The organism is Bacillus sp. FSL R5-0397 (assembly GCF_038593395.1).
GTDB classification, from domain to species: domain Bacteria; phylum Bacillota; class Bacilli; order Bacillales; family Bacillaceae; genus Bacillus; species Bacillus altitudinis.
On the sequence record NZ_CP151992.1, the window covers coordinates 1,372,574 to 1,397,391 of the forward strand.

The following is a 24,818-nucleotide window of genomic DNA, read 5'->3' on the forward strand; positions in this document are numbered from 1 at the left end:
AGAGGATTTGGTTATGGCCGGCGGCTGTAACCAATTTTTTTATGTGTGAAAAGATTGTAGAGGTACTTGGGTATGATCTTCGTAAATAAAACATCCCCGGCGTGCTTTAGAAATGTGAGGATCGAGCTGTTGAATGAGATCATACAATTCGCTGATTCGTCTCACATTGAAATCTGTTCGTGCTTGAAGCTGTTCTTTTAATTCTTTTGTGCTCACGATGCTTCCCTTTTTTTCTTTAATAATATCTACACACCTTGCTGCGTAGTATATTTTGTCATTAGAAGGTCTGCTCTCTTTCATATCAAGTAATTTGAGCTCATGATAAATCAGTTCTCTTTCCTTTCTAAAGTATTGCCATGCTTCTTGTTCCTTTTCATAAAGTAAAATCAATTGCATTTTCAATTTTTCTCTTAACATTCACTTGACTCCATTTCCACTATCATTTAACCTACCTCTATTTTACATTATATGAAAAAATAACATTTGATCAAGTAAAATCCTTTTATTTTTATTTTTTTAATATGAAAGTATTGATACTAAAGGCTCATCTGTTCTATAAAAGGCGCTAAACATAGTCCTATAAAGCCGGGATTCATTGAAATTACTAGGAATATTTTAACAAAAAATTGTTGTGTCTAACTGAGACCATCTGAATCCAAAGGAAAAGGATATTTATTCCGAAAGACATGTTGTTTACTTCATAAAATGTTTTTCAGTCAGTAAAATCATGATTTTTTCATATGAATATGGTCGGATCAAGGTATCATTTGAAGGATGTCGTTCATGAAAATAGAATAATAGATTCAATCCTATCACTATGAAAATAAGAAAATCAAATGATCTATCACTTATTGGCAATCTTTTGATAAAATAGAAACAACAAGAGTATGAAAAAACGTTTCCATACTTACAGCACATGGAGAGGATGACATTTGATGAAAGAAACAACGCAAAAACCCACAATTATAGGCGTAAGCACAAGACCATCAGAGCATTTAAAAAGAGTGTGGGAGCAGCCATTCGTTTGGTGGCCTTTATCATGTGTGCTTGTATTAACAGTTGTTGTCACTTATTTGTCTCAGCTAGTGAATGAAGGAATGTGGGCAGATTTAATTTTACCAATCCCTTTCGTTTATGTGATCACGCTCATTGGTTTGGTCATTGGGATTGTCATTAATACTGCCGTATACAAGTTCATCGTCTTTTTAGCAAAAGGTGATGCAACGTTTCAGCAGCTATTTTCAGGTGTGCTTTATATCACACCTATTACGATCATTGGTACGATCATTTCTCATTTAGCGATCATCATGTTTCATGTGCCAAAAGATATCACTATTACCTCATTAAACGCATTCATTCGAATGTCTGGTTCATGGCATGCTGTGTTAGGAAATATTGACCTTTTTGTGATCTGGAATCTTGTTTTAACAGGCTTTTTATTGATCAAGGTCGGCCGCATTTCGCCAAGAATATCTTGGATTATTGTGAGTGTCTTTTATGTATTATCTTTAATTTTTCAATATATAGGAACTACGATCACCATCAACATGCAGTAAGCTGGAGGTAGAATGTTTTTATGAGAAAGAAAATCATCATCGGATCCATTATTATTATTGTGATTGGTCTATTTATTGGATTTAATATTGCAAAAAACCAATCAAAGCCTGCCTCTACGGCATCATTTAAAACAGTCCAACTTGCATCAAAAGAAATAACCTCTAAGGTGATGACGCCTGGAACACTTTCATTCTCGGAGGAGCAATTTATTTATACAGAAGAGGAGAAGGGAAGCCTGAATCATATCGCTGTGAAAGAAGGAGAAAAAGTGAAAGCTGGAACACCGCTCCTTACATATGAAAATAAGGAACTGGAGCTTGAAGAACAGCAGCAAGCACTTGCGGCTGAATCAAGTACACTAAAGCTTGAACAATTACAAAATAGACTCAATTCATTAGATGAAAATCAGGGAAAAAAGGCGGGCTCTGATTCGAAAAACGAGCGAGATCAGCTTGAACTCGAACTCAAAGCTGCTGAATTAGAGCAAAAACAAGCGGAGCTTAACCAAGAAAAAGTAAAGGCACAAATAGAAGATTTAACGATACATAGCAAAATTGAAGGAACAGTCATCTCCATCGAGCAAGATGCTGGCGCAGGGAAGCTAGAAGAGAGACAGCCGTTAATCCATATTGGCAATGAGAAAAAAATGATTGTACGAGGCTTAATCAGTGAGTATGATGCTATGAAAGTCAAAAAGAAACAAAAAGTAAAGGTAACGTCTGATGTCATTCGCGGAAAGAGTTGGCAAGGAGTGGTGAAAAAAGTGGGCGCTGTGCCTGCCCAGTCAACAGCAGAAACAGCTGCTAGTGATCAAACCGTACAATATCCAGTCGAAATTGAAATAAAAGGGAAAAAGCCGGATGCAAAACCAGGCTTTAAAATGATCATGGAAATTGAAACGGACAAGCGTCAAGTGCACACAATTCCTGAAACAGCTGTGAAAAAAGACAAAGATGGTTCATACGTTTATGTTGTTGAAAAGAATGCACTGAAGAAAGTAAAAGTGACATTAGGTGAAACGTCAGGTCAAGATCTTGAAGTGACGAAAGGTTTAACAAAAGAAGATCAAATCATTGCAGAGCCATCAGATGATATGTATGACGGAATGGAAGTGAATGCTGAATGATTCAGCTTTCAAACGTGACAAAAAGCTACGAAGTCGCTGAGGAGACATTTGATGTATTAAGTGAAGTGGACCTCGTCATTGGTAAAGGCGAGTATATGTCCATTATGGGCCCGTCCGGCTCTGGAAAATCAACGTTAATGAATATCATTGGCTGTCTGGACCACCCGACCTCCGGACAGTACCATTTTCAAGGTATGGAGCTGTCGGCAGCAAAGGATCAAGAACTGGCAGTGATTCGAAATCGATCCATTGGTTTTGTTTTTCAACAATTTTATTTACTGCCTAGATTAAATGCGAGGCGAAATGTTGAACTTCCGATGATTTACGCTGGTATCAGTCAAAAGGAAAGAAAAGAGCGTGCGGAAATGGCACTTGAAAAGGTTGGTTTGGCAGATCGAATGAAGCATATGCCAAACGAGTTGTCAGGGGGTCAAAAGCAAAGAGTAGCCATCGCACGTGCGATTGTCAATGAGCCGGAGCTCATCTTGGCAGATGAACCAACAGGCGCTCTTGATTCAAAAACGAGCGGCTCGATTATGGAACAGTTTACAAAGCTCAATGAGGAAGGAACAACGGTTGTGCTCGTTACTCATGAAGAAGAAATAGCTGCGTATACAAACCGGATAGTCGTTGTAAGAGATGGACGCCTCGCTCAAGATAGATTGATACAAGGAGACACAATGAATGAAACTCTTTGAAAATATCAAAATAGCGCTGAATTCTGTCCTAGCTCATAAATTGCGGTCTATTTTAACGATGCTTGGCATTATTATTGGGGTTGGCTCGGTGATTGCAGTCGTTGCCATCGGTCAAGGCGGCGAGCAAATGCTGAAAGAATCAATTTCAGGGCCAAACAATACCATTGATATGACCTATACACCCTCTGATGAGGAGTTAAATGCGAATCCGAATGCGTTATTTGAAGCCACATTTACTGAAGAAGACATTCAAAGTGTTCAAGCATTGAATGGGGTTAAACAGGTTGCCTCCTCTACGGCACAAGGCATGCAATTAAGGTTCCAAGATACAACAATAGATGCAACGGTCAATGGGATTAATGAAGGCTACACGAATGTACATTCATTACATATAGCAGAAGGACAGGACTTACGTGAAATCGATTTTAGGAGCGGAAGAAGGGCAGCTGTTATTTCAGAAGGGATACAAAAAGAATTGTTTAATGGAGAGAAGGCAGTAGGCGAGTTGATTTGGATGAATGGACAGCCGGTTGAGGTGATCGGAGTTTTAGCAAAACAGGAAGGGCTGTTTTCATTTGATATGAATGAAATATATGTCCCTTTTGCAATGCTGACAACTGCATTTGGTGTGAAAGAATATGATAAGTTGTCTATTCAAGTCGCACATGCTGATCAAATGAAAGAAGTAGGAAAGAGTGCGGCTGCACGATTAAATAAAAATCACCATACAGACGATGCTTACGAAATGATCAATCTGGAAGAGATTGCAGCAGGCATTGGTCAGATTACGTCTGTCATGACAACAATCATTGGCTCAATTGCTGGTATCTCATTACTTGTCGGCGGCATTGGTGTCATGAATATTATGCTCGTATCAGTCACAGAAAGAACAAGAGAAATCGGAATTCGAAAGGCACTTGGGGCAACTAGGACTCAAATACTCGTTCAGTTTTTAATTGAGTCTGTCGTCCTTACACTGATCGGTGGGTTACTTGGAATCGCGCTTGGCTTAGGAGGTGCTTCACTTGTGTCACTGTTTGCAGGGTGGCCTTCTCTTGTATCGTGGCAGATCGTATGTGGAGGCGTCCTATTTAGTATGCTCATTGGTATTATTTTTGGACTGATTCCTGCCAATAAAGCAGCGAGGCTCGATCCTATTGAATCACTTAGATATGAATAATCCTAAAGTTAACGTTCAAGGTGCTGACAAGAAGGTAGAACGAGATATGTTGCCTGCTTTTCCGCACCTGAAGCCTTTATGCAAAACGCATAAAGGCTTTTTTTCGTTCAATTGAATGAAATGAAAAATGATAGAAATGCTAATATCATGACTTTCTTCTCAATGTCACATATTTTTCAGTTTACAAATGGTACATATAAAGGTAAGATGACCATTGTGAAAGATTTTGATAGTTATTGAATGTATTTGATTGTTTTGTATTGATAATGTTGAAAAAAGCGATTACAATAAAGGTGCGCGCAAAATGAATACGTTTTCAAAAGGGGGTGTTTTCAATGCTAACACCAGAAAGACATCAACTCATTATCGACTATTTAGAAGAAAACGATGTCATCAAAATACAGGACTTAACGATTATGACGGATGCGTCTGAATCTACAATTAGAAGAGATTTATCAGCCCTCGAAGAAAAAGGTTTTCTTAAAAGAGTTCACGGAGGAGCTGCTAAAATATCTAGTATTCGTCTTGAGCCAGATGTGTTTGAGAAATCTGCCAAAAACCTTCATGAAAAGTCATTGATTGCAGAGGCAGCTGCATCACTTTTAAAACAAGGCGATTGTATTTACTTAGATGCTGGTACGACAACACAGCAAATGATTGACTTTATCGATCCAGATCAAGATATCGTGGTGGTGACAAATGGTGTCATGCACATTGAAGCACTCATGAGAAAAGGCATTTCTTTTTACCTGATAGGCGGATCAGTGAAACATCGAACAGGAGCCATGGTGGGAGCCGCAGCTTTGACAGCTATGGAAAATTACCGTTTTGACAAAAGCTTTGTTGGGACGAACGGCATTCATCCCGAGGCAGGGTTTACAACACCTGATCCAGAAGAAGCGCTCATTAAAAAAAGAGCTATGAAGCAGGCGAAAAAAACCTACATCTTAACAGATGCCTCAAAGTTTGGCGAAATATCGTTTTCAACCTTTGCTAGTTTACAGGAAGCCACCATTATCACAAACGACGCAAAAGAGGATTCATTCGATAATTACCATGAAAAAACGGTTATAAAGGTAGTGAAAACATGATTTATACAGTTACTTTAAACCCATCAGTTGATTACATCGTGCACGTGGAGGATTTTGCGGTCGGCGGTTTAAATCGTTCAACCTATGACAAAAAATATCCAGGTGGTAAAGGAATCAATGTCTCAAGGCTTTTAAAACGGCACGGTGTTGAATCAAAAGCACTTGGATTCATTGGCGGTTTTACAGGCAAATATATTCAAGACTTTTTACAAAACGAACAATTACAAACAGCCTTTCATGAGGTGCCAGAAGATACACGTATCAATGTGAAACTAAAAACAGGCGAAGAAACGGAAATCAACGGGCTCGGTCCAAGTATTACTGAAGCACAGTTCGATTCGTTTTTATCCCAATTCACTTCATTAACAGAAGGCGATGTCGTTGTATTAGCAGGCAGCATTCCTTCTTCACTGCCTCATAACACATATGAGCGCATTGCTGAAGTCTGTGCGAAGCAAGGGGGAAGAGTAGTACTTGATATTTCTGGAGAAGCCTTAAAAAAAGCAGCAGATCTGAAACCATTCTTAATGAAACCAAACCATCATGAGTTAGGTGAAATGTTTGAAACCAGTATTTCATCTGCAGAAGAAGCCATTCCTTATGGGAAAAAGCTGTTGGAACAAGGTGCTGAACATGTCATTGTATCTATGGCTGGAGACGGCGCTCTCTTATTCAGTAAGGAAGGGATCTTTCAATCTAATGTTCCAAAAGGCAAGCTGATCAACTCAGTTGGTGCAGGGGATTCAGTCGTTGCAGGATTCTTAGCTGGCGTTTCTAAAGGCCTTTCCATAGAAGAATCATTTAAGCTTGGCGTCACATCAGGAAGTGCTACAGCATTTTCTGAGGAACTTGGAACAAAAGAGCTTGTCGATACATTATTGCCACAAGTAAAAGTCACACGCATTTAAAGGAGGAGTCATCATGAAAATTACAGAACTACTCACGAAGCATACGATTAAGCTTCAATTAGACAGCCAGCAAAAAGAAGCCGTTATTGAAGAACTGGTCACTGTATTAGATACAGCTGGTAAATTAAATGATAAAGAAGGCTACAAAGCAGCTGTTGTTAATCGTGAAAAACAAAGCTCTACGGGAATCGGAGAAGGAATTGCGATTCCTCATGCGAAAACAGCAAGTGTGAAAGAACCTGCCATTGCATTTGGCCGTTCAACAGCTGGTGTAGATTATGAATCATTAGACGGACAGCCAAGTCATCTTGTCTTTATGATTGCAGCAACTGAAGGCGCAAACAACACGCATTTAGAAGCACTTTCTCGTTTATCCACACTTCTCATGCGTGAAGAGATCCGAAAGCAACTTCTTGAAGCGGCTACTGAAGATGAAATCATTGAAATTATCAATACACATGATAAAGACGATGAAGAAGAAGAGGAAGTCAAAGAGGAACCGGCTGCACCGGGAAAACCTGCTAAAATTTTAGCGGTGACAGCTTGTCCAACAGGCATCGCGCATACATTTATGGCCGCAGATGCTTTGAAAGAAAAAGCAAAAGAAATGGGCGTTGACATTAAAGTTGAGACAAACGGCTCTAGTGGAATTAAACATGCCCTGACAGCAAAAGAAATTGAAGAAGCGCCAGCTATTATTGTGGCAGCTGATAAACAAGTGGAAATGGAACGCTTTAAAGGCAAACATGTCATTGAAGTACCTGTGACAGCTGGAATTCGCCGTCCGCAAGAATTGATCGAAAAAGCCATCAATCAAGATGCGCCGATTTATAAAGGTTCAGGCGGCAGTTCTTCAAAAGATGAAAATGAATCGTCAGGTAAGGGAAGAAGTGGATTCTATAAGCACTTAATGAGCGGTGTAAGCAACATGCTTCCGTTTGTTGTTGGGGGCGGTATCCTCGTTGCGATTTCATTCTTCTGGGGAATTAACTCAGCTGACCCTAAAGATCCTTCTTTCAATTCATTTGCAGCTGTATTAAAAGGAATTGGTGGAGATAATGCACTTGCCTTAATCGTTGCTGTATTAGCTGGATTTATCGCAATGAGTATTGCAGATCGTCCAGGTTTCGCACCAGGTATGGTTGGCGGATTCATGGCCTCTGCAGCAGGAGCTGGATTCTTAGGCGGATTGATTGCTGGTTTCCTTGCTGGTTACATCGTGGTGCTACTCAAAAAAGTATTCACTTTTGTACCACAGTCGCTCGATGGAATTAAACCAGTTCTGCTCTATCCATTGTTCGGTATTTTCTTTACAGGGATTATCATGCATTACATCGTCAACACACCTGTTAAAATGGTCATGGACGGATTAACACACTGGCTTGAATCACTTGGTACTGGAAACCTTGTATTAATGGGGATTATTTTAGCTGGTATGATGGCCATTGATATGGGTGGTCCGATTAACAAAGCGGCCTACACATTTGGTCTTGCGATGATTGCTGCTGGCAACTATGCACCGCATGCTGCGATTATGGCAGGTGGAATGGTGCCGCCTCTAGGAATTGCCCTAGCGACAACGATCTTTAGAAACAAATTCTCTAAACGTGACCGCGAAGCAGGTATTACATGCTACTTCATGGGAGCTGCGTTCATTACGGAAGGGGCGATCCCGTTTGCAGCGGCAGATCCTCTGCGCGTCATTCCTTCAGCTGTGATTGGTGCAGCAGTTGCAGGTGGATTAACAGAATTCTTTAGAGTGACGCTTCCTGCACCACACGGCGGACTATTCGTTTTCTGGGTAACAAATCATCCAGTTCTTTACATCATCAGCATCTTAATCGGTGCCATTGTTACAGCGCTACTTCTCGGAATTCTAAAAAAACCAGTCCGACAAGAAGCTTAATTTGAAAAGAAGCATCGTGAAGAGCGGTGCTTCTTTTTGTTTAATCATCAGCAAATTAGGAAAAAATATCTAATTGAATGGTTGTCTTGTGAATTTTCAAATGACATGTGATAAAGTAAAGTTATTCAATTCGCGTTTCAAGTCTTTTAGCAGAAAGTCTTAGGAGGAAGCAGTATTTTGAACGAAGAAAACAAACAAAACGAAAATGACATTCAATCTGATGGGAAACAAGCCAAAAAAGAGAAGAAAAGTTCTCTGTTTGAATGGATCAAAGCCATTTTAATTGCACTTGCCCTCGTCCTCATCATCCGTACGTTTATTTTTGAGCCGTATGTGGTGGAAGGAGAGTCAATGGAACCAACCCTTCATGATGGAGAAAAGCTGTTTGTTAACAAAACCATCAACTATCTCGGTGGAGTCAAACGTGGTGACATCGTGATTATTAATGGAAAAGACGGTCAGAAAATTCATTATGTCAAACGATTGATCGGCCTTCCAGGCGACACGATTGAAATGAAGGATGATACGCTTTACATTAATGGTAAAAAAGTAGATGAGCCTTATTTAAAAGAGAACAAGGCGCATGCCAAAGAGTATGAGGTACATTTAACAGGAGATTTTGGTCCAGTGAAAGTACCGAACAACGATTACTTTGTTATGGGTGACAACAGACTGAATTCTATGGACAGTCGAAATGGACTCGGACTCATTGAAAAGGATCGGATTGTCGGCACATCAGAATTTGTTTTCTTCCCATTTGGCGATATTCGACAAACACAATAAATACACCTTTCTCAATGCGTAAGAAAGGTGCTTGAATGGACGACCCTTCATGTAGGGTCGTTTTTAATTTGGTGTGAGCATCGTGACAATGATGACAATGGCCAAAACAGAAGCGAAAACGGACCCGGTAATCGCCACAACAGAACGGAATAATCCAATTTTCACATTGTCTTTTCCGCGCTTTTGTAAAAACCGTTTTGAAAAGATATGGACCAGTGTGTAAATGAGGACAAGTCCAATATAAAGGCCAAAGTCTCTTGCATTAAAGCCAGTCGCCGATAAATAAATGCCCATAAAGAAAATCAATAAACAGTATTCCATGAGTGTGAGTAATCTCAAATCGCCCGAACTCCTTCAACAAAAACATTCCCACTTATTATACCATATTGGACAAAAAGCCTTTGTTCTTAGCGAGAGACGTTTCTATCAATCGTTATTCATGTTATACTTCATATTGATGAATGAGTGATGGAGGATTAATAAATGATTGCAGTGAATAATGTTAGTTTGCGATTTGCTGATCGTAAATTATTTGAAGAAGTAAATATTAAGTTCACTCCTGGCAACTGCTACGGACTAATTGGTGCCAATGGAGCTGGTAAATCAACGTTCTTAAAGATTCTTTCTGGAGAAATTGAAGCTCAAACGGGCGATGTTCATATGAGTCCTGGTGAACGTTTAGCGATTTTAAAACAGAACCACTTTGAATACGAAGAGTTTGAAGTGTTAAAAGTCGTCATCATGGGTCACAAACGTCTATATGATGTGATGCAGGAAAAAGATGCGATTTATATGAAACCTGATTTCTCAGATGAAGACGGGATTCGTGCAGCAGAGCTTGAAGGTGAATTTGCTGAGTTAAACGGATGGGAAGCGGAAAGTGAAGCTGCGATCCTATTAAAAGGTCTTGGCATTCCAGAGAGCTTGCAATCGAAGAAAATGTCTGAGCTTGGCGGATCTGAAAAGGTAAAAGTGCTTTTAGCACAAGCTTTATTCGGTAAACCTGACGTTCTCCTTCTCGATGAGCCAACGAACCACTTGGACTTACAAGCGATCCAGTGGCTAGAAGAGTTCCTCATTAACTTTGAGAATACCGTCATCGTCGTATCGCATGACCGTCATTTCTTAAACAAAGTATGTACGCATATTGCAGACCTTGACTTTGGAAAAATTCAAGTGTATGTCGGAAACTATGATTTCTGGTATGAATCAAGCCAGCTGGCATTAAAACTCAGCCAGGATGCCAACAAGAAAAAAGAAGAACAAATTAAGCAGCTTCAAGAATTCGTTGCTCGGTTCAGTGCGAACGCATCTAAATCGAAGCAAGCGACATCAAGAAAGAAATTGCTTGATAAGATTTCGCTAGATGACATTAAACCATCTTCTCGTAAATATCCTTATGTTCATTTTGCGCCAGAGCGTGAAATCGGAAATGATGTCCTTCAAGTAGAAGGTCTATCAAAAACGATTGACGGTGTAAAAGTACTGGATAACGTCAGCTTTATTATGAATCGTGAGGATAAAATTGCGTTCTTAAGCCGTAATGAGCTTGCTGTCTCTACTTTATTTAAAATCCTTGCTGGTGAAATGGAGCCAGACAGCGGGACGTTTAAATGGGGCGTGACAACATCTCAAGCCTTTTTCCCTAAAGACAACAGCGAATATTTTGAAGGAAGCGATTTAGATCTTGTTGATTGGCTTCGTCAATATTCTCCTAATGATCAAAGTGAAAGCTTCCTGCGTGGTTTCTTAGGCCGTATGCTTTTCTCTGGGGAAGAAGTGAAGAAAAAAGCAAGCGTCTTATCAGGTGGAGAAAAGGTTCGTTGTATGTTATCAAAAATGATGCTGTCTGGAGCGAATATTTTGCTGTTAGACGAGCCGACGAACCATTTAGACCTAGAGTCCATCACAGCGCTGAATAACGGTCTAATGAGCTTTAAAGGGGCTATGCTCTTCTCATCTCATGACCATCAGTTTGTTGAAACAGTTGCAAACCGGATTATCGAAGTGACGCCAAATGGCATCGTTGATAAACAAACAACTTATGATGAGTTCTTATCAGATCAAGAGATTCAAAAAAGACTACAAGAACTGTATGCATAAACATAAAGAAAAGACATCCACATGAGGATGTCTTTTTTCTTTAAAAAGCCCAATTTCCATTTCGGAAAATCGGTTCACGTTTACCATCTTTTGTGATCCCATCAATATTCATTTCCTTTGAACCAATCATGAAATCGACGTGTGTAATACTGCTGTTCACACCAGCTGCGTCTAATTCCTCACGTTTCATCTCTTTACCGCCTTCGATATTAAATGCATAACCGCTGCCGATGGCAAGGTGATTGGATGCATTTTCATCGTAAAGTGTATTGTAATAGAGGATATTTGAGTTAGAAATTGGTGAATCATCTGGTACAAGGGCAACCTCACCTAGATAATGTGAGCCTTCATCTGTTTCAACGAGAGAGGTTAAAATGTCTTCGCCCTCTTTTGCTTTCACATCTACAATACGCCCATTTTCAAAGGTTAACGTAAATTCATCGATAATGTTTCCTGCATAACTAAGTGGCTTAGTGCTAGAGACAGTTCCGTTTACACCATCTTTTTTAGGTACGGTAAAGACCTCTTCTGTTGGCATATTGGCCATGAATGATACGCCGCGTTCACTTACGCTGCCAGCACCTACCCAAATATGCTGCTCTGGAAGTTCAATCGTTAAATCTGTACCTGGTGCTTCATAGTGCAGCTTGTGGTAGTGACGTTCATTTAATACTTTTACTTTTTCATTTAGTGATTCATCATGCTTTTTCCACGCTTCAACAGGATCTGGCTGATCAGCGCGGGCGACTTTAAAGATTTGTTCCCATAATAATGCAACAGCTTCTTCATCTTCATGCTCAGGGAAAATCTTTTTCGCCCAATCTTTTGATGCAGCCCCGACGACTGTCCATGCAACTTTGTCAGATTGAACGTATTGACGATATGTATGAAGTGCTGAACCTGCAGCTTTTTGCTGTGAAGCAATTTTTTTCGAGTCAATGCCACTTAGAAGATCAGGGCTTTCTGACAAGATCGTAATAAAAGCACCGCCACGTTTTGCGATGGTTTCCATCATCTGTGCTTCCCATTCTGGAAATTGCTCAAACACATCTTGTGGGGCATGTTCATATTTTAAACGGGTCAGAACACCATCACTCCAGCGGATATGTACGTTTTTCGCTCCACGCTCATATGCGTGTTTTGCCACAAGGCGGACAAGGTCTACAGATTCAGTGAACGCAGATACGACCACTTCTTGACCACTTTGAACATTTACACCTACTTCAACGATGGTTTTTGCATATTGATCTAGTTGTTTTTCGAATGAACTCATAAAAAACCCTCCTTTAGTCATGTTCATCATATCAGATTTAAGACCGAAAAGGAAAATGGGGAGCCGTCCCGAAGCAAAATAAAAAAGCCGCTTTCGTGCGGCTTTTTTAGCGGTTCAGTTGTTTCACAGGCTGTGCATTAGAAGGGGGCATATGTGAAAACGACAGGCTCATTCCTCCTAAAATAATACCGGTTAAAATGACTGTGACAACGACCCGTTTACCTAAATCAAGCAACATGTTCTTCCTCCTTCACGTTTATCCATTCATCACGATATGATCGAAATGATGAAAAAAGAAGTAGAACATGAAGATTATTTTAATGTTTTTTGCAATTTGTCGATTACTTCTAATGAACGACCTGTTCCAATTGCGACAGATTCAAGAGGATTTGCTGCGATATGAACTGGGACGACAATTTCTTGAGAGAGCCATTCTTGAATACCGTTTAATAGTGCACCACCGCCAGTTAGAATGACGCCGCGATCTACGATATCACCACTCAGTTCTGGAGGGCTGTCTTCTAATGTAGCTCGAATCGCCTCTAAAATATGAAGAAGTGATTCTCGCATAGCACCTTGAATTTCTGTTGATTCAAGTGTAATTGTTTTTGGAAGACCTGTGACAAGGTCGCGTCCACGAACTTCTAATGACTCAGGTTCGTGTTCAATGAGTCCATAACCAATTTCCATTTTTACCTGCTCAGCTGTCCGTTCACCAATCAGTAAATTGTATTTCTTTCTCACAAAAGTAATGATATCTTCATCCAGTTGATCTCCGCCAATTCGGATCGAGTGGCAAGAGACAACTCCGCCAAATGAAATGATCGCTACCTCTGTTGTTCCTCCGCCAATATCTACAACGACGTTGGCAACAGGCTCGTCCACCGGGAGATCAGCACCGATTGCAGCTGCGACGGGTTCTTCAATTAAATGCACATGCTTTGCTCCGCAATTTTTGACAGCATCGCTGATCGCGCGGCGTTCGACAGCTGTTGAACCTGAAGGTGTACAAACAACCACAGTCGGCTTTCTAAAGGTAAACCCAATATTTTTTCCTGCTTTTTTCATAATTTGTTTAAGTAAATCGGTTGTCATATCATAATCAGCGATGACACCATCTTTCATCGGACGGATCGCTACAATTTTTCCAGGTGTTTTCCCAATCATCTCTTTTGCTTCTGACCCCACTGCAAGGACAGTTTTTGTTTCCGTATCTACTGCCACAACGGATGGTTCATTGAGAATAATTCCTTTATTTTTACTGTAAACCAATATGTTAGCTGTTCCTAAATCAATTCCAATTTCGGCATTTTGAAACATGTTTTCACCCAATCTCTATTTTTGCTGTTTTAAACAATTTTACATTTAAAAGTTCAGAGGGTTGAGGTCATTTGTGGGGGTTTGTGATCACCTTGAAATGAATCTGTAAAATTCAAGTCTCATTTTGACAATCACAATAAATTTTCCCTTTGGTTTTTCGATTTTGAAAAAAATTTTTATGCAGGAGAAACCTTTTAAGAATCTCTTACGTCTACGATATATCAATTGGTGAAAAACAGATTGATCTTGAGCTAATGAAAGAAAGAGGGAACGAAATTGAAATCTATCGGAGTTGTAAGAAAAGTAGATGAACTAGGGCGTATTGTGATGCCAATCGAATTGAGAAGAGCACTTGATATCGCTATTAAAGACAGTATGGAATTTTTTATAGATGGAGATAAAATCGTCTTGAAAAAATATCAGCCAGAGGGCGTATGCCTGATGACTGGTGAGATTACTTCTGAGAACCACGAGTATGGAAATGGTCAAATTACATTAAGCGCTGAAGGCGCAGAACTACTGCTAAAAGAGCTTCAAGAAGCCCTTCAGCAGTAAATTAAAATAGCCTGTTCTCTCCCATTGTGCTGAGAGCAGGCTATTTTTTCTAAAAAAGTTCCTTAAAAATGCCGCATCTCCCTCAAAAAATAAGTGGAAAATGGTACAATTGACAAAGAATCTCAGGGCGGCAGGTGGAATTATTTGAACAAAACATATCAAGTACGGATCCTGTTATCCGTTCTTGCATTTATATTAATTTTGAGCTGGGATTTCTTTTATTATCTTAGCGGCTATCACATTAATTGGCCGCTCGATCTAGCCTTTACAGTCGTTGTTTTGGCCGGTATTTGGACCATCTCAGGCTATGTGGACCGGTTGAATTTGCTTGTATCAGATTTAAATAAACGAGAAAAAGAAGCACACGAACTGACAGAGCGGCTGAATCGAATAACAGATAACTTGCAAGAAATCGTTTTTGAAACTAATGAAAAAGGTGAAATCATTTTTTTAAATCAAGCATGGAAACAAATGACGGGTTACGACATAGAGGAGTGTCTAGGTACGATGTACAATCAGTACTTTGATCAAGAAGAGCATGTCGTTCAGCATTTGTTGTCTGTGATCAAAGAGCATAAGGATGAAGGGCGGGTGGAGCTGCAGCTTCTCCATAAAGAAGGAAAAAAGGTATGGGGAGATGTGCATTATAAGCTTTATTTCGATGAACAGCACCAGTTTACTGGAGGTATTGGAACGGTTGCAGATATCACGAAACAAAAGCAGGCAAAGCTTGAACTTGAAAGATCAAATCAGCAATTACAAATGCAGGCACAAAAGCTGGCTGTTGCAGGACAAATAGCCGCTGGCATTGCCCATGAAGTCAGAAATCCGCTCACCTCAGTCAATGGATTTTTGCAGCTGATGAAAACGCAATATCCTGAAAGAACCGATTATTTTGATATCATCTTTTCTGAAATTAAACGCATTGATTTTGTTTTAAGTGAGCTGCTTGTCTTAGCAAAACCTCAATCGGTTCAATTTCAAGAAGTACAGCTCCATGATTTGCTAGAGCAGGTGATTACGTTATTAAAGACCAATGCCGTTCTTTCAAATATTGATCTCAAACAGCCATTTAAAAAGCAGGATGCTGGCACGATATTAGCAGACGCCAATCAAATGAAGCAACTGTTCATTAACTTAATCAAAAATGCGATCGAGGCGATGCCTGAAGGCGGCAATATATACATATCAACAGAAAAAGTGATGAATGAATGGAAAATCACGATTCAAGATGAAGGAAAAGGAATGTCCGAAGAGGACATTCTGAAAATATATGATCCTTTCTTTTCGACTAAAAAAGAAGGTACAGGACTTGGTTTAACGATCTGTGCGACGATCTTAAAAGATCACCATGGAAGAATGGATGTAAAGAGCGAGCTCAGCAAAGGGACGGCTTTTGATATTTACTTACCTGTGTATCAAAAAAGCAGATAGTAGCAAGGTGAGGATGTGTGATGACGAAAGAGACAAAGACGTTATTTGTGTATGGGACACTTTTAAAGCACGAAAAGTATCACGAGACATTGATGAAAGAAAGCAGTCCATTAGCAGCATCTGCTTGGATAAAAGGGAGACTGTACGATACAGGTGAGGGTTACCCTGTGTGTGTTGTCTCGGAACAAAACACAGTATATGGAGAATTGTATGAGGTCAGTGATGAAACGCTGCATAAGATAGATGAGCTAGAGGAAGGGTATGACCAGCAGGAAATAGAGGTTATGACAGACCAGGGGCCAAGGTCAGCCGTTGCTTATACAATATGTAAGCAGAAGGCATCGAGCCTGAAGGAGATTGAAAGCGGCTGCTGGAAGTCATATCAACTATGGGAGCGCAAACCGTCTTCCTTCTATTATTTTGCCTATGGGTCCTGTATGGATGATGCAAGGTTTAAGCTTGCGAAAGTGGAACATTATTTCAAACAAATCATCGGCGGCGGCACACTTGATCGTTTTACCACAAGGTTTACATTGGTGCGCCCTGATGGATCAAGAGCAGATATGGTAGAAGACGGCGGAGAAACAGAGGGTGTTCTATATGAAGTACCTTTTGATGCCATTCGTTATTTGTACAAACGAGAAGGTGTGAATGAAGGGACTTATCGTCCAGCATTTGTCGATGTCACAGTAGGTGATCAAGTGTATGAGGACTGCTTGACGTTTCTCGTTTTAAAAAAGAGCGAAGAAATTGCGCCTCCTGGTCATTATCGCAGTGAAATCGAAAAAGGAGCAGACCTTTACTTAAGTGAAGCGTTCCGTAAAAAAATACGGTCGCATATGGATTCATTAATGAAACCGTAGTAAAATGCATGGTAAGTGATATAAAAGGAGTCTGAACATGAAAAAGGAATATGCAGTCATTGGTCTTGGACGCTTCGGCGGAAGTATCTGCAAGGCGCTAAGCGAAGAAGGACTTGAAGTCATGGCCATGGATATGAATGAAGATCGTGTGAACGAATATGCTAAAATTGCATCACATGCCGTGATTGGTGATTCGACGGACGAATCTGTCCTAAAAAACCTAGGCATCCGCAATTTTGATCATGTGATCGTGGCGATAGGTGAAAATATTCAGGCCAGTATTTTAACAACGATTATGCTGAAAGAGCTTGGTGTCAAAATGGTCACAGTGAAAGCTCAAAATGACTACCATGAAAAGGTTTTGAATAAAATTGGTGCGGACCGTATTGTTCATCCTGAACGAGACATGGGCAGACGGATTGCACATAAAATTATTTCTAACAACGTGCTTGATTACTTAGAGCTGTCAGATGAGTACAGCCTCATTGAAATCGTCGCCAACAGCAGACTCGCTGGGCACTCTTTGTTAGATCTCGACATTCGTGCAAGGTACGGGATCAATATCGTGGCAATTAAACGCGGGAAAGAAGTGATCGTTTCACCGCTCGCAGATGAAATGATTCAAAAAGAAGATATCCTCATTGTCATTGGGGCAGTGGCAGATATCGGGCGCTTTGAAAAACGGGAAATGCAGAACGACTATTAAACACTCCGAGAAGGGGTGTTTTTTTGTTTTAGAACTGTACATATGGGGCGGACATTGTGGGAGAGAACAAAGTGGGAAAGAGCCGTTTGCTTTCTAAAAGAACAGCAAAATAGAACATGATTATTTTTCAGCCAATTATCACTATTCAGAAATAAAAATCAATCTTTTGATATGGTTGATTTTCTCTAAATGTCATTGACTGGACAAACAGATTCGTTTACGATAAGAAACATTATATTGTTTACTCGGAGGAGGCAGTGTCGTTGGATAAGGAGCTTTTCAGACATCAAATTGAGGTAGCTGCAAAGAGAAAAAAAGCAGCCCTAGTGATTAAACATGCGAAGGTTATGGACGTGTTTAACCAGGAATGGATAGACGCTGATGTCGCTGTTGAAAATGGAAAAATAGTAGGAATTGGGAAGTATGAAGGAGAACAGGAGCTGGATGCAACAGGTCAAATGCTTGTTCCCGGTTTCATTGACGGCCACGTTCATATCGAATCCTCGATGGTGACTCCTGCTGAATTTTCCAAAGCTGTCGTTCCTCACGGCGTGACAACTGTTGTAACAGACCCGCATGAAATTGCCAATGTATCCGGTGTTGCAGGTATCCGTTTTATGCTCGAAGAAGCGAGAAAAGCTGCTTTAAATATATATTTCATGCTGCCATCCTGTGTACCGGCAGTCAGCTTTGAACGGTCAGGTGCTACACTAAAAGCAAAAGATTTAAAGCCTCTTTATCAGGAGAAAGAAGTGCTTGGTCTTGCCGAAGTGATGGATTATGTCGCGGTGGAACAAGCGGAAGAAGATATGCTTCAAAAACTGCTTGATGCTCAACATGAACATAAACTCATTGATGGCCATCTAGCAGGATTAACGGACCGATTAATTAATGTGTACCGAACAGCTAATGTCCAAACGGATCATGAGGTGACAACAGCTCAAGAGGCCCTTGAACGTGTCAAAAGAGGCATGTATGTCATGCTGAGAGAAGGCTCTGTTGCTAAAAACGTGAAAAACGTATTACCTGCTGTCAATGAGAAGAATGCGAGACGCTTTTTCTTTTGTACGGATGATAAACATTTAGATGATTTAATGGCTCAAGGAAGTATTGATGAACAAGTACGGATGTCGATACAAGAAGGATTGGACCCCTTTTTAGCATATCAAATGGGAAGTTTAAACGCAGCGGAGTGCTTCGGTCTCAAAACAAAGGGAGCAATTGCACCAGGCTTTGACGCGGACTTTATGCTCATTTCTGACTTACATGAGGTAGGAATTACAAGCGTCTTTATCGCAGGGGAATTGGTCTCTGAACATGGAGAATATTTGCCAAGTGTCGACAAGATCACGCCAAATTCTTCGCTCATGCAATCGGTACATGCAGTGGACGTTCAAGAGAAAGATCTAACGCTGCCTATAACAGATCACCAAAAGATGAATGTCATTCGCATTATACCGAATCAGCTTGAAACGAAATTAGAACAAATATCTCCTTCTGGAAGCGATGGACAATTTACGAGTGATATTGATCGAGATGTATTAAAAATAGTACTTGTCGAACGCCATAAAGGTCTATCTGAAATTGGGATAGGGGTCGTCAGCGGTTTCGGCTTAAAAGAGGGGGCGATTGCAACAACAGTTGCCCATGACTCGCATAACTTAATTGCTGTTGGAACAAATGATGCTGATATGATCAAAGCCATTGAGACGTTAAAAGAAGCAGGGGGCGGTTTGACCGTTGTAAAAGACGGAGAAGTTCTTCATACGCTTCCATTACCGATTTCCGGTTTATTATCAGATCAACCTGCACATACGGTCAATGAAAGCCTTCATGCACTCCATGATGCTTTAAAGGAAACAGGCTTTGTCTTAGACTTTAATCCGTTTTTGACATTATCCTTCTTGGCACTGCCAGTCATCCCTGATGTGAAAATGACAACACAAGGATTGTTTGATGTGAGAAGTTTTCAGCATCTCCCGATTCAATCGTAAAACAATGACTGAACCCGCACGTATCGTACAGATATGCGGGTTTTTTTATTGCGCATAAAAAAGAGACACAGCCAATTGGCTGTGTCTCCTTGTACGTCATTACACTTCCATAATAATCGGTAAGATCATTGGGCGGCGTCTTGTTTTTTCATAAAGGAAAGGAGCAAGAGTGTCAGTAATCTCGTTCTTAATTTCTGACCATTGAGTCGTCTTACGTTCCATTACTTTTTCAAGATGCTTTGAAATGAGATCTTGCGCGTCATTAATGAGGTCTCCAGATTCTCTCATGTAGACAAAACCTCTTGAGATTAAATCAGGACCTGCAGAAATTTTGAATTCTTTCATATCCATGCTGACAACAACAATGACAAGACCTTCTTCTGAAAGAATGCGGCGGTCTCTTAACACGATGTTGCCGATATCACCAATACCGCTACCGTCGATATACACGTTACCTGAAGGAATTTTGCCAGCGACACTTGCTTCGTCACCTTTCAGTGCAAGAACTTCACCGTTATCCATGATAAAGCAGTTTTCCTCAGGGATTCCGCAATCATTCGCAAGTTTAATATGCGTTTTTTGCATGCGGTACTCACCGTGAATCGGCATGAAGAATTTTGGTTTAATTAAACGGAGCATCAGCTTTTGTTCTTCCTGCCCGCCGTGTCCAGAGGTATGAATATTATTGAGTGAGCCATGAATGACTTCAGCACCAGCACGATAAAGCTGGTTAATGGTACGGCTTACGCTAATATTGTTACCTGGGATCGGTGAAGACGAGAAGACAACAGTGTCTCCAGGGTTAATTGAAATCTGGCGGTGTGTACCGTTGGCAATACGAGAAAGAGCGGCCATCGGTTCGCCCTGACTACCAGTACAAAGAATGGTTACTTTGTTTGCTGGAAGGCGGTTGATTTCATTGTGTTCAATGAACGTGTTTTTTGGACATTTTATATATCCGAGCTCTTGTCCAATATCAATGGCAGACTCCATGCTACGTCCAAACACAGCGACTTTTCGGCCATTGGCAACAGCTGACTCGATGACTTGCTGAAGTCTGTGAATGTTAGATGCAAATGTAGCAAAGATAATACGTCCATCTACTTTTCTGAAGATGTCATCAATGCTTTCACCTACACGTCTTTCGGACATCGTAAATTCTGGAATTTCACTATTTGTACTGTCAGATAGAAGACAAAGAACGCCTTCTTTCCCGATCTCAGCCATTTTCGTTAAATTGGCAGGCTCGCCAACAGGAGTAAAGTCAAACTTGAAATCGCCTGTATGTACGATGTTACCAGGAGGTGTCTTCACGACAATTCCATAAGAATCTGGGATACTGTGCGTCGTTCTAAAGAAAGACACAGCTGTTTTTCTAAATTTGATCGTATCTTCTTCTTCAAAGATGTGAAGTTTGGTCTGTCTTAATAGACCATGCTCTTCCAATTTGTTACGAAGGAGGCCGATTGCGAGTTTGCCTCCGTAAACTGGAATATTCACTTGCTTGAGAAGGTAAGGGATACCGCCGATGTGGTCTTCATGTCCGTGAGTAATAAAAAGACCTTTGATTTTATCTTCGTTTTTAACTAAATACGTATAGTCAGGGATGACGTAATCAATTCCAAGAAGTTCATCTTCAGGGAACTTAATACCAGCATCAATCAAAATGATTTCATCTTGAAATTGAACGCCATACGTGTTTTTACCGATCTCGCCTAATCCGCCGAGCGCAAAAACTGCCGCCTGATCGTTTTTTACAAATTTCATTCCTCTCATAGCTCCAATACTTTAAAATTTTCACTTTCTCGTTCATAGTCTAAAAAAGCACCGTCTACAGGCTGAATGAATTCAATATTGTAGTTATGTTTTTTCAACTTATCGCGTACGTCTCTTTCAGAAACCGCTTCAACGTATAGTGAATCTGTGTGTTCTCTCACAGGTACCTCAGTCGTACTTGCCTGAAAAAATACCTTATATATCATCCAAATCTCTCCTTAAATACCGTATGTTACACTCGCTTATTCTATTATATTAAAAAAACGCGCATAAGAAAAGTCTCAGAGAAAAAAGGACCTTCAGCAAATGTGCGGAAGATCCTTTTAAGCAATCGATTTTTTACGAAGCATGTCCTTCCATTGTCTTCGAATTTTCTTGCGCAGACGACGAAGCATCGCGGATCGCCTCCTTTCGGTATGAGTCTCATTCAGCCATTTGTTCCGTTCTCTCTATATACTTGTATTATATGATGTTTCCACTTAATGTTACATGGTTATATGTGGGAAATGGGCGTTTTAAGAGGAAGTGGTTTCGTCAGTGAAGATCTTTCTGTATGATGAAGGGGAGAGGGTATACATAACAAGAGACAGGAGACGAGATATGAATAAAAAAGTCATCTTCTTTGATATCGACGGTACTTTATATGACCATGATAAAAAAATACCTGAATCAACGAAGCGAGCTGTTCGTTTATTAAAAGAAAAAGGGCATCATCTCTTCATTGCATCTGGCCGATCGCCTTTTCTCATCCAGCCTATTTTAGAAGAAATAGGGCTTGACTCATTTATTGCTTATAACGGTCAGTATGTCATGTACGAAGGAGAAGTCATTTACGGCAATCCGCTTAAGCAAGAGCTGATGGATAAAATTTATGAAACAGCGGATCAACATGATCATCCGCTTGTTTTCATGGGAGAGAAGACGATGAAGGCGTCTGTGCCCAACCATCCATTTATCCATGAAGGGATTGGCACTTTAAAAACAGAGCATCCCGAGCATGATTTGTCATTCTTTAAAGAAAACGTCATTTATCAAATGCTACTATTTTGTAAAGCAGAAGAGGAACATCTATATGAAGCGTTCCGTGAAGAAATTGATCTCGTCAGGTGGCATGAGCTGTCTACTGATGTCCTGCCAAAAGGTGGATCAAAGGCTGAAGGAATTAAACGAGTCATTGAAAGACTTCCGTACGATCAAAAGGACACAATTGCCTTCGGTGACGGGCTGAACGATCGAGAAATGATTTCGTTTGTTGGAACAGGCGTTGCGATGGGGAATGCAGTCAATGAATTAAAAACATTAGCTGACTTTGTCACCAAACCTGTAGATGAGGATGGCATATTCCACGCTGTGACTGAATTAGGCCTTATTGATGAATAAAAAACAAGACCCGCTGATGGACGGGTCTTGTTTTTATATTATGATCTGCCGATCGCAACCGCGTTGTCTGGCTCGGCGAATGGATGATCTTTTTGAATATGATCATAAAACATAATGCCATTTAAGTGGTCAATTTCATGCTGAAAAACGATGGCCGGAAACCCTTTTAGGCGAATATCAATGTCTTCACCTTCAAGCGTTGTACCTTTCACCCTGATTTTTTCATAGCGCGGGACGAATCCAGGGATGGCTTCATCAACAGATAAACAGCCTTCTCCAGTAGCTAAATAAGCTCTTTTGACTGAATGGCTAACAATGCGAGGATTGAATAATGCATAGCTGTAAAGTTCCCCGCCCTCGTCTTCACAGTGAACAGCAATCATTCGTTTACTGATATTGATTTGCGGAGCTGCTAGGCCAACACCGGGTCTAAGTTCATATTTTTCAGCAATGTCTGCATCCTGACTGTTTTTGACAAATTCAATCATGTCAGCTAATTGCTGTTTTTCTTCTTCTGTTGGCGGGAGTTCGACCGCTTCAGCTGTTTGTCTTAAGACGGGATGCCCGTCTCGTACGATATCATCCATGGTAATCACAAAATTTCACTCCTATTTCCTTTGTATGTAAAGTATATAAAATGATACACAACATATGCAATGAAATAAAGAAGACCGGTCGTATGAGACCGGTCAGAGGCTTATTCAGCCATTAGCAGCAGCCACCGCCGCCTAAGAATGCTGCGCCAACAATGATCAATAGAATGAATAGGACGACGATTAAAGCGAATGTACGTCCACCACCGTAACCGTATCCACCACCATAACTTGGATAGCAACAACCGCCGCCGTATCCATAACCGTAACCGCCGTATCCACCATACATACTTCCATGACTATAATTAGACATACTTTTGACCTCCTTTGGAAATACACTCGGCCTCTCATAAGTGAAGGCGAAGCGTGTAATATAAACTATGTATGAATGCACTATTTGTATAGTCATGAGCCTAGAGCATGAAAAAAATCTTCTTTCCCCTCAAAAAACCATCCTCTTTCCTTGTCACAACCGCCCTGAAAAATTATAGTGGTATGTGGAGATGTAAAGGGGGACCTTGTAATTGAAACAGATGAAAAGAAGAATAAAAGCAGGTGCAACTTTAGCGGGGATATGTACCCTCTTGCTTGCGGGCTGCGGAGGCCAAAATCCGCTTTATGAGATGCAAGATGCCATGACAAAAATGAGCGAAAAAGAAGCATCCTTTGAAAAAGAACAAGGCGCACTGCAAAGCTATGAAAAAAAAGAGCAGCAGTTGTATAAAAAAATGATTCAAACAACAAAAGACCACACAAAAACCGTCTCAAACTTGTCTGATCAAGCATTAGCATCGGCAGAAAAGCGTGAAGAACATTTAAAAACAGAAAAAGACAGCATGGATCAATCGAAAAAAGAATTTCAATCTGTAAAGGAATTCGCTAGACAGATAAAAGATGCGGAAGTAAAAGACAAAGCAGAACAAACAGTCAAATCAATTGAAAAAAGATATGCATCGTATGATCAGCTTTACCGTGAGTATCAAAAGGCGTTGAAACAAGACAAGCACTTGTATGAATCCTTAAAAAGAAAAGACTTAGGATACGCCGAACTGAAATCCAAACTGAAAACAGTCAATCGTTCCTATAGTAAAGTTAGAAAAGAAAGCAAGAAGTTCAATCAATATACAGATCAATTGAACGAATATAAACAAGCTTTATACAAAACAGCTCAGAAAGAATCACAAAATAGCTAAAAACAGTACTTTATTTGCTAGCTCTGTTTATCGCTGCTACTCACAAAGTGCCTGCGTGTCGTTACTCGTTTTTCCAAGATGTCAAACTGAAAAGAAGAGAAAGGGTTAAAATGAAGTTCATTTTGGCCCTTTGTCCATCACGTTCAAAAGAGCTGGAAATAGCTCTTTTTTTATTTTTCGACAAAAACAAACATGTGCTATTGTAGTACAGTGATCCACTCTATACTAGTACAGTTTGTGTTGTTGATTAAACAGATTGATACAGGTCACCATAAAAAGTAAAGCGAATACATTTATTTAAATAAAGCCGTTAAATCAATTGACGGACTATTTTTCTTGTTGTAAACTATTCCTTGTTAACAGAAGTTGTATTAGTTTT

The 24,818-nt window shown here is 40.3% G+C and carries 25 protein-coding genes; 16 read left to right on the forward strand and 9 right to left on the reverse strand.

Annotated features, from left to right (window positions below; all coding sequences use genetic code 11):
* Positions 1 to 39: 39 nt before the first annotated feature.
* Complete coding sequence (locus tag NSQ70_RS06945) at positions 40 to 417, reverse strand: hypothetical protein (RefSeq protein WP_047946885.1); 378 nt, start codon at positions 415 to 417, stop codon at positions 40 to 42.
* A gap of 518 nt (positions 418 to 935) precedes the next feature.
* Here NSQ70_RS06945 and NSQ70_RS06950 point away from each other — a divergent pair.
* The 8 genes from NSQ70_RS06950 to lepB all read left to right on the forward strand — a co-directional run bounded on the left by NSQ70_RS06950 (position 936) and on the right by lepB (position 9,249).
* Complete coding sequence (locus NSQ70_RS06950; RefSeq protein ID WP_039168665.1) at positions 936 to 1,556, forward strand: YIP1 family protein; 621 nt, start codon at positions 936 to 938, stop codon at positions 1,554 to 1,556.
* 20 nt (positions 1,557 to 1,576) lie between these two features.
* Positions 1,577 to 2,683, forward strand: a complete 1,107-nt coding sequence (locus tag NSQ70_RS06955; protein ID WP_173407976.1) for an efflux RND transporter periplasmic adaptor subunit — start codon at positions 1,577 to 1,579, stop codon at positions 2,681 to 2,683.
* Positions 2,680 to 3,381, forward strand: coding sequence for an ABC transporter ATP-binding protein (locus NSQ70_RS06960; RefSeq protein WP_047946876.1), 702 nt, complete (start codon positions 2,680 to 2,682; stop codon positions 3,379 to 3,381). The genes NSQ70_RS06955 and NSQ70_RS06960 overlap by 4 nt, the downstream gene beginning before the upstream one ends.
* On the forward strand, positions 3,368 to 4,561 hold the full coding sequence (locus NSQ70_RS06965; RefSeq protein ID WP_160757736.1) for an ABC transporter permease: 1,194 nt from the start codon (positions 3,368 to 3,370) through the stop codon (positions 4,559 to 4,561). The genes NSQ70_RS06960 and NSQ70_RS06965 overlap by 14 nt, the downstream gene beginning before the upstream one ends.
* 335 nt (positions 4,562 to 4,896) lie before the next feature.
* The gene (locus NSQ70_RS06970) at positions 4,897 to 5,652 is read left to right on the forward strand and encodes a DeoR/GlpR family DNA-binding transcription regulator (protein WP_008345143.1); all 756 of its coding nucleotides are present in this window, start codon (positions 4,897 to 4,899) and stop codon (positions 5,650 to 5,652) included.
* The gene (gene pfkB, locus NSQ70_RS06975) at positions 5,649 to 6,560 is read left to right on the forward strand and encodes a 1-phosphofructokinase (protein ID WP_060811895.1); all 912 of its coding nucleotides are present in this window, start codon (positions 5,649 to 5,651) and stop codon (positions 6,558 to 6,560) included. The genes NSQ70_RS06970 and pfkB overlap by 4 nt, the downstream gene beginning before the upstream one ends.
* 13 nt (positions 6,561 to 6,573) lie before the next feature.
* Complete coding sequence (locus NSQ70_RS06980) at positions 6,574 to 8,466, forward strand: PTS fructose transporter subunit IIABC (RefSeq protein WP_008345139.1); 1,893 nt, start codon at positions 6,574 to 6,576, stop codon at positions 8,464 to 8,466.
* A gap of 210 nt (positions 8,467 to 8,676) precedes the next feature.
* Positions 8,677 to 9,249, forward strand: a complete 573-nt coding sequence (lepB, locus tag NSQ70_RS06985) for a signal peptidase I (RefSeq protein WP_039168702.1) — start codon at positions 8,677 to 8,679, stop codon at positions 9,247 to 9,249.
* Positions 9,250 to 9,312: 63 nt separating this feature from the next.
* Here lepB and NSQ70_RS06990 read toward each other — a convergent pair whose 3' ends face one another.
* Positions 9,313 to 9,588, reverse strand: coding sequence for a hypothetical protein (locus NSQ70_RS06990; protein ID WP_024719551.1), 276 nt, complete (start codon positions 9,586 to 9,588; stop codon positions 9,313 to 9,315).
* 144 nt (positions 9,589 to 9,732) lie between these two features.
* On the opposite strand from NSQ70_RS06990, the gene NSQ70_RS06995 reads away from it, so the two are divergent.
* Positions 9,733 to 11,352 carry an ATP-binding cassette domain-containing protein gene (locus tag NSQ70_RS06995; protein WP_007498620.1) on the forward strand — a complete coding sequence of 540 codons (1,620 nt, stop codon included), beginning with the start codon at positions 9,733 to 9,735 and terminating at the stop codon, positions 11,350 to 11,352.
* A gap of 40 nt (positions 11,353 to 11,392) precedes the next feature.
* Here NSQ70_RS06995 and NSQ70_RS07000 read toward each other — a convergent pair whose 3' ends face one another.
* The 3 genes from NSQ70_RS07000 to mreBH all read right to left on the reverse strand — a co-directional run bounded on the left by NSQ70_RS07000 (position 11,393) and on the right by mreBH (position 13,945).
* The gene (locus NSQ70_RS07000) at positions 11,393 to 12,625 is read right to left on the reverse strand and encodes an aminopeptidase (RefSeq protein ID WP_342502521.1); all 1,233 of its coding nucleotides are present in this window, start codon (positions 12,623 to 12,625) and stop codon (positions 11,393 to 11,395) included.
* 106 nt (positions 12,626 to 12,731) lie between these two features.
* Positions 12,732 to 12,863 (reverse strand): protein YkpC, encoded by a 132-nt coding sequence (locus tag NSQ70_RS07005; RefSeq protein WP_003210922.1) that lies wholly within the window; start codon positions 12,861 to 12,863, stop codon positions 12,732 to 12,734.
* A 74-nt stretch (positions 12,864 to 12,937) separates the two neighbouring features.
* Complete coding sequence (gene mreBH, locus NSQ70_RS07010) at positions 12,938 to 13,945, reverse strand: rod-share determining protein MreBH (protein WP_017359401.1); 1,008 nt, start codon at positions 13,943 to 13,945, stop codon at positions 12,938 to 12,940.
* Between the two features lie 276 nt (positions 13,946 to 14,221).
* Between mreBH and NSQ70_RS07015 the strand changes: the two genes are divergently transcribed.
* From NSQ70_RS07015 to ade, 5 genes are all read left to right on the forward strand, one after another.
* Positions 14,222 to 14,500 carry an AbrB/MazE/SpoVT family DNA-binding domain-containing protein gene (locus NSQ70_RS07015; RefSeq protein WP_017359400.1) on the forward strand — a complete coding sequence of 93 codons (279 nt, stop codon included), beginning with the start codon at positions 14,222 to 14,224 and terminating at the stop codon, positions 14,498 to 14,500.
* 144 nt (positions 14,501 to 14,644) lie between these two features.
* On the forward strand, positions 14,645 to 15,934 hold the full coding sequence (locus NSQ70_RS07020; protein WP_007498613.1) for an ATP-binding protein: 1,290 nt from the start codon (positions 14,645 to 14,647) through the stop codon (positions 15,932 to 15,934).
* A 20-nt stretch (positions 15,935 to 15,954) separates the two neighbouring features.
* On the forward strand, positions 15,955 to 16,797 hold the full coding sequence (locus NSQ70_RS07025) for a gamma-glutamylcyclotransferase family protein (RefSeq protein ID WP_047946864.1): 843 nt from the start codon (positions 15,955 to 15,957) through the stop codon (positions 16,795 to 16,797).
* A 37-nt stretch (positions 16,798 to 16,834) separates the two neighbouring features.
* Positions 16,835 to 17,503: a TrkA family potassium uptake protein gene (locus NSQ70_RS07030; protein ID WP_008345123.1), complete on the forward strand. Its 669-nt coding sequence runs from the start codon at positions 16,835 to 16,837 to the stop codon at positions 17,501 to 17,503.
* 263 nt (positions 17,504 to 17,766) lie between these two features.
* Positions 17,767 to 19,497 (forward strand): adenine deaminase, encoded by a 1,731-nt coding sequence (gene ade / locus NSQ70_RS07035; protein WP_047946861.1) that lies wholly within the window; start codon positions 17,767 to 17,769, stop codon positions 19,495 to 19,497.
* Positions 19,498 to 19,596: 99 nt separating this feature from the next.
* Here ade and rnjA read toward each other — a convergent pair whose 3' ends face one another.
* Together rnjA and NSQ70_RS07045 are read right to left on the reverse strand one after the other, a co-directional pair.
* Entirely contained in the window at positions 19,597 to 21,264 is a 1,668-nt protein-coding gene (gene rnjA, locus NSQ70_RS07040; RefSeq protein ID WP_008345116.1) for a ribonuclease J1, read from the reverse strand.
* 5 nt (positions 21,265 to 21,269) lie between these two features.
* Positions 21,270 to 21,479 (reverse strand): DNA-directed RNA polymerase subunit epsilon, encoded by a 210-nt coding sequence (locus NSQ70_RS07045; RefSeq protein ID WP_008345114.1) that lies wholly within the window; start codon positions 21,477 to 21,479, stop codon positions 21,270 to 21,272.
* A 394-nt stretch (positions 21,480 to 21,873) separates the two neighbouring features.
* Between NSQ70_RS07045 and NSQ70_RS07050 the strand changes: the two genes are divergently transcribed.
* Complete coding sequence (locus NSQ70_RS07050; RefSeq protein ID WP_024719544.1) at positions 21,874 to 22,653, forward strand: Cof-type HAD-IIB family hydrolase; 780 nt, start codon at positions 21,874 to 21,876, stop codon at positions 22,651 to 22,653.
* 38 nt (positions 22,654 to 22,691) lie between these two features.
* On the opposite strand, the gene def is transcribed toward NSQ70_RS07050, so the two are convergent.
* On the reverse strand, positions 22,692 to 23,249 hold the full coding sequence (def, locus tag NSQ70_RS07055) for a peptide deformylase (protein ID WP_008345111.1): 558 nt from the start codon (positions 23,247 to 23,249) through the stop codon (positions 22,692 to 22,694).
* A gap of 112 nt (positions 23,250 to 23,361) precedes the next feature.
* The gene (locus tag NSQ70_RS07060; RefSeq protein ID WP_117590933.1) at positions 23,362 to 23,535 is read right to left on the reverse strand and encodes a YjcZ family sporulation protein; all 174 of its coding nucleotides are present in this window, start codon (positions 23,533 to 23,535) and stop codon (positions 23,362 to 23,364) included.
* A 235-nt stretch (positions 23,536 to 23,770) separates the two neighbouring features.
* Here NSQ70_RS07060 and NSQ70_RS07065 point away from each other — a divergent pair, with 235 nt between their 5' ends.
* Positions 23,771 to 24,439 carry a YkyA family protein gene (locus NSQ70_RS07065; RefSeq protein ID WP_326849344.1) on the forward strand — a complete coding sequence of 223 codons (669 nt, stop codon included), beginning with the start codon at positions 23,771 to 23,773 and terminating at the stop codon, positions 24,437 to 24,439.
* Positions 24,440 to 24,818: the final 379 nt, after the last annotated feature.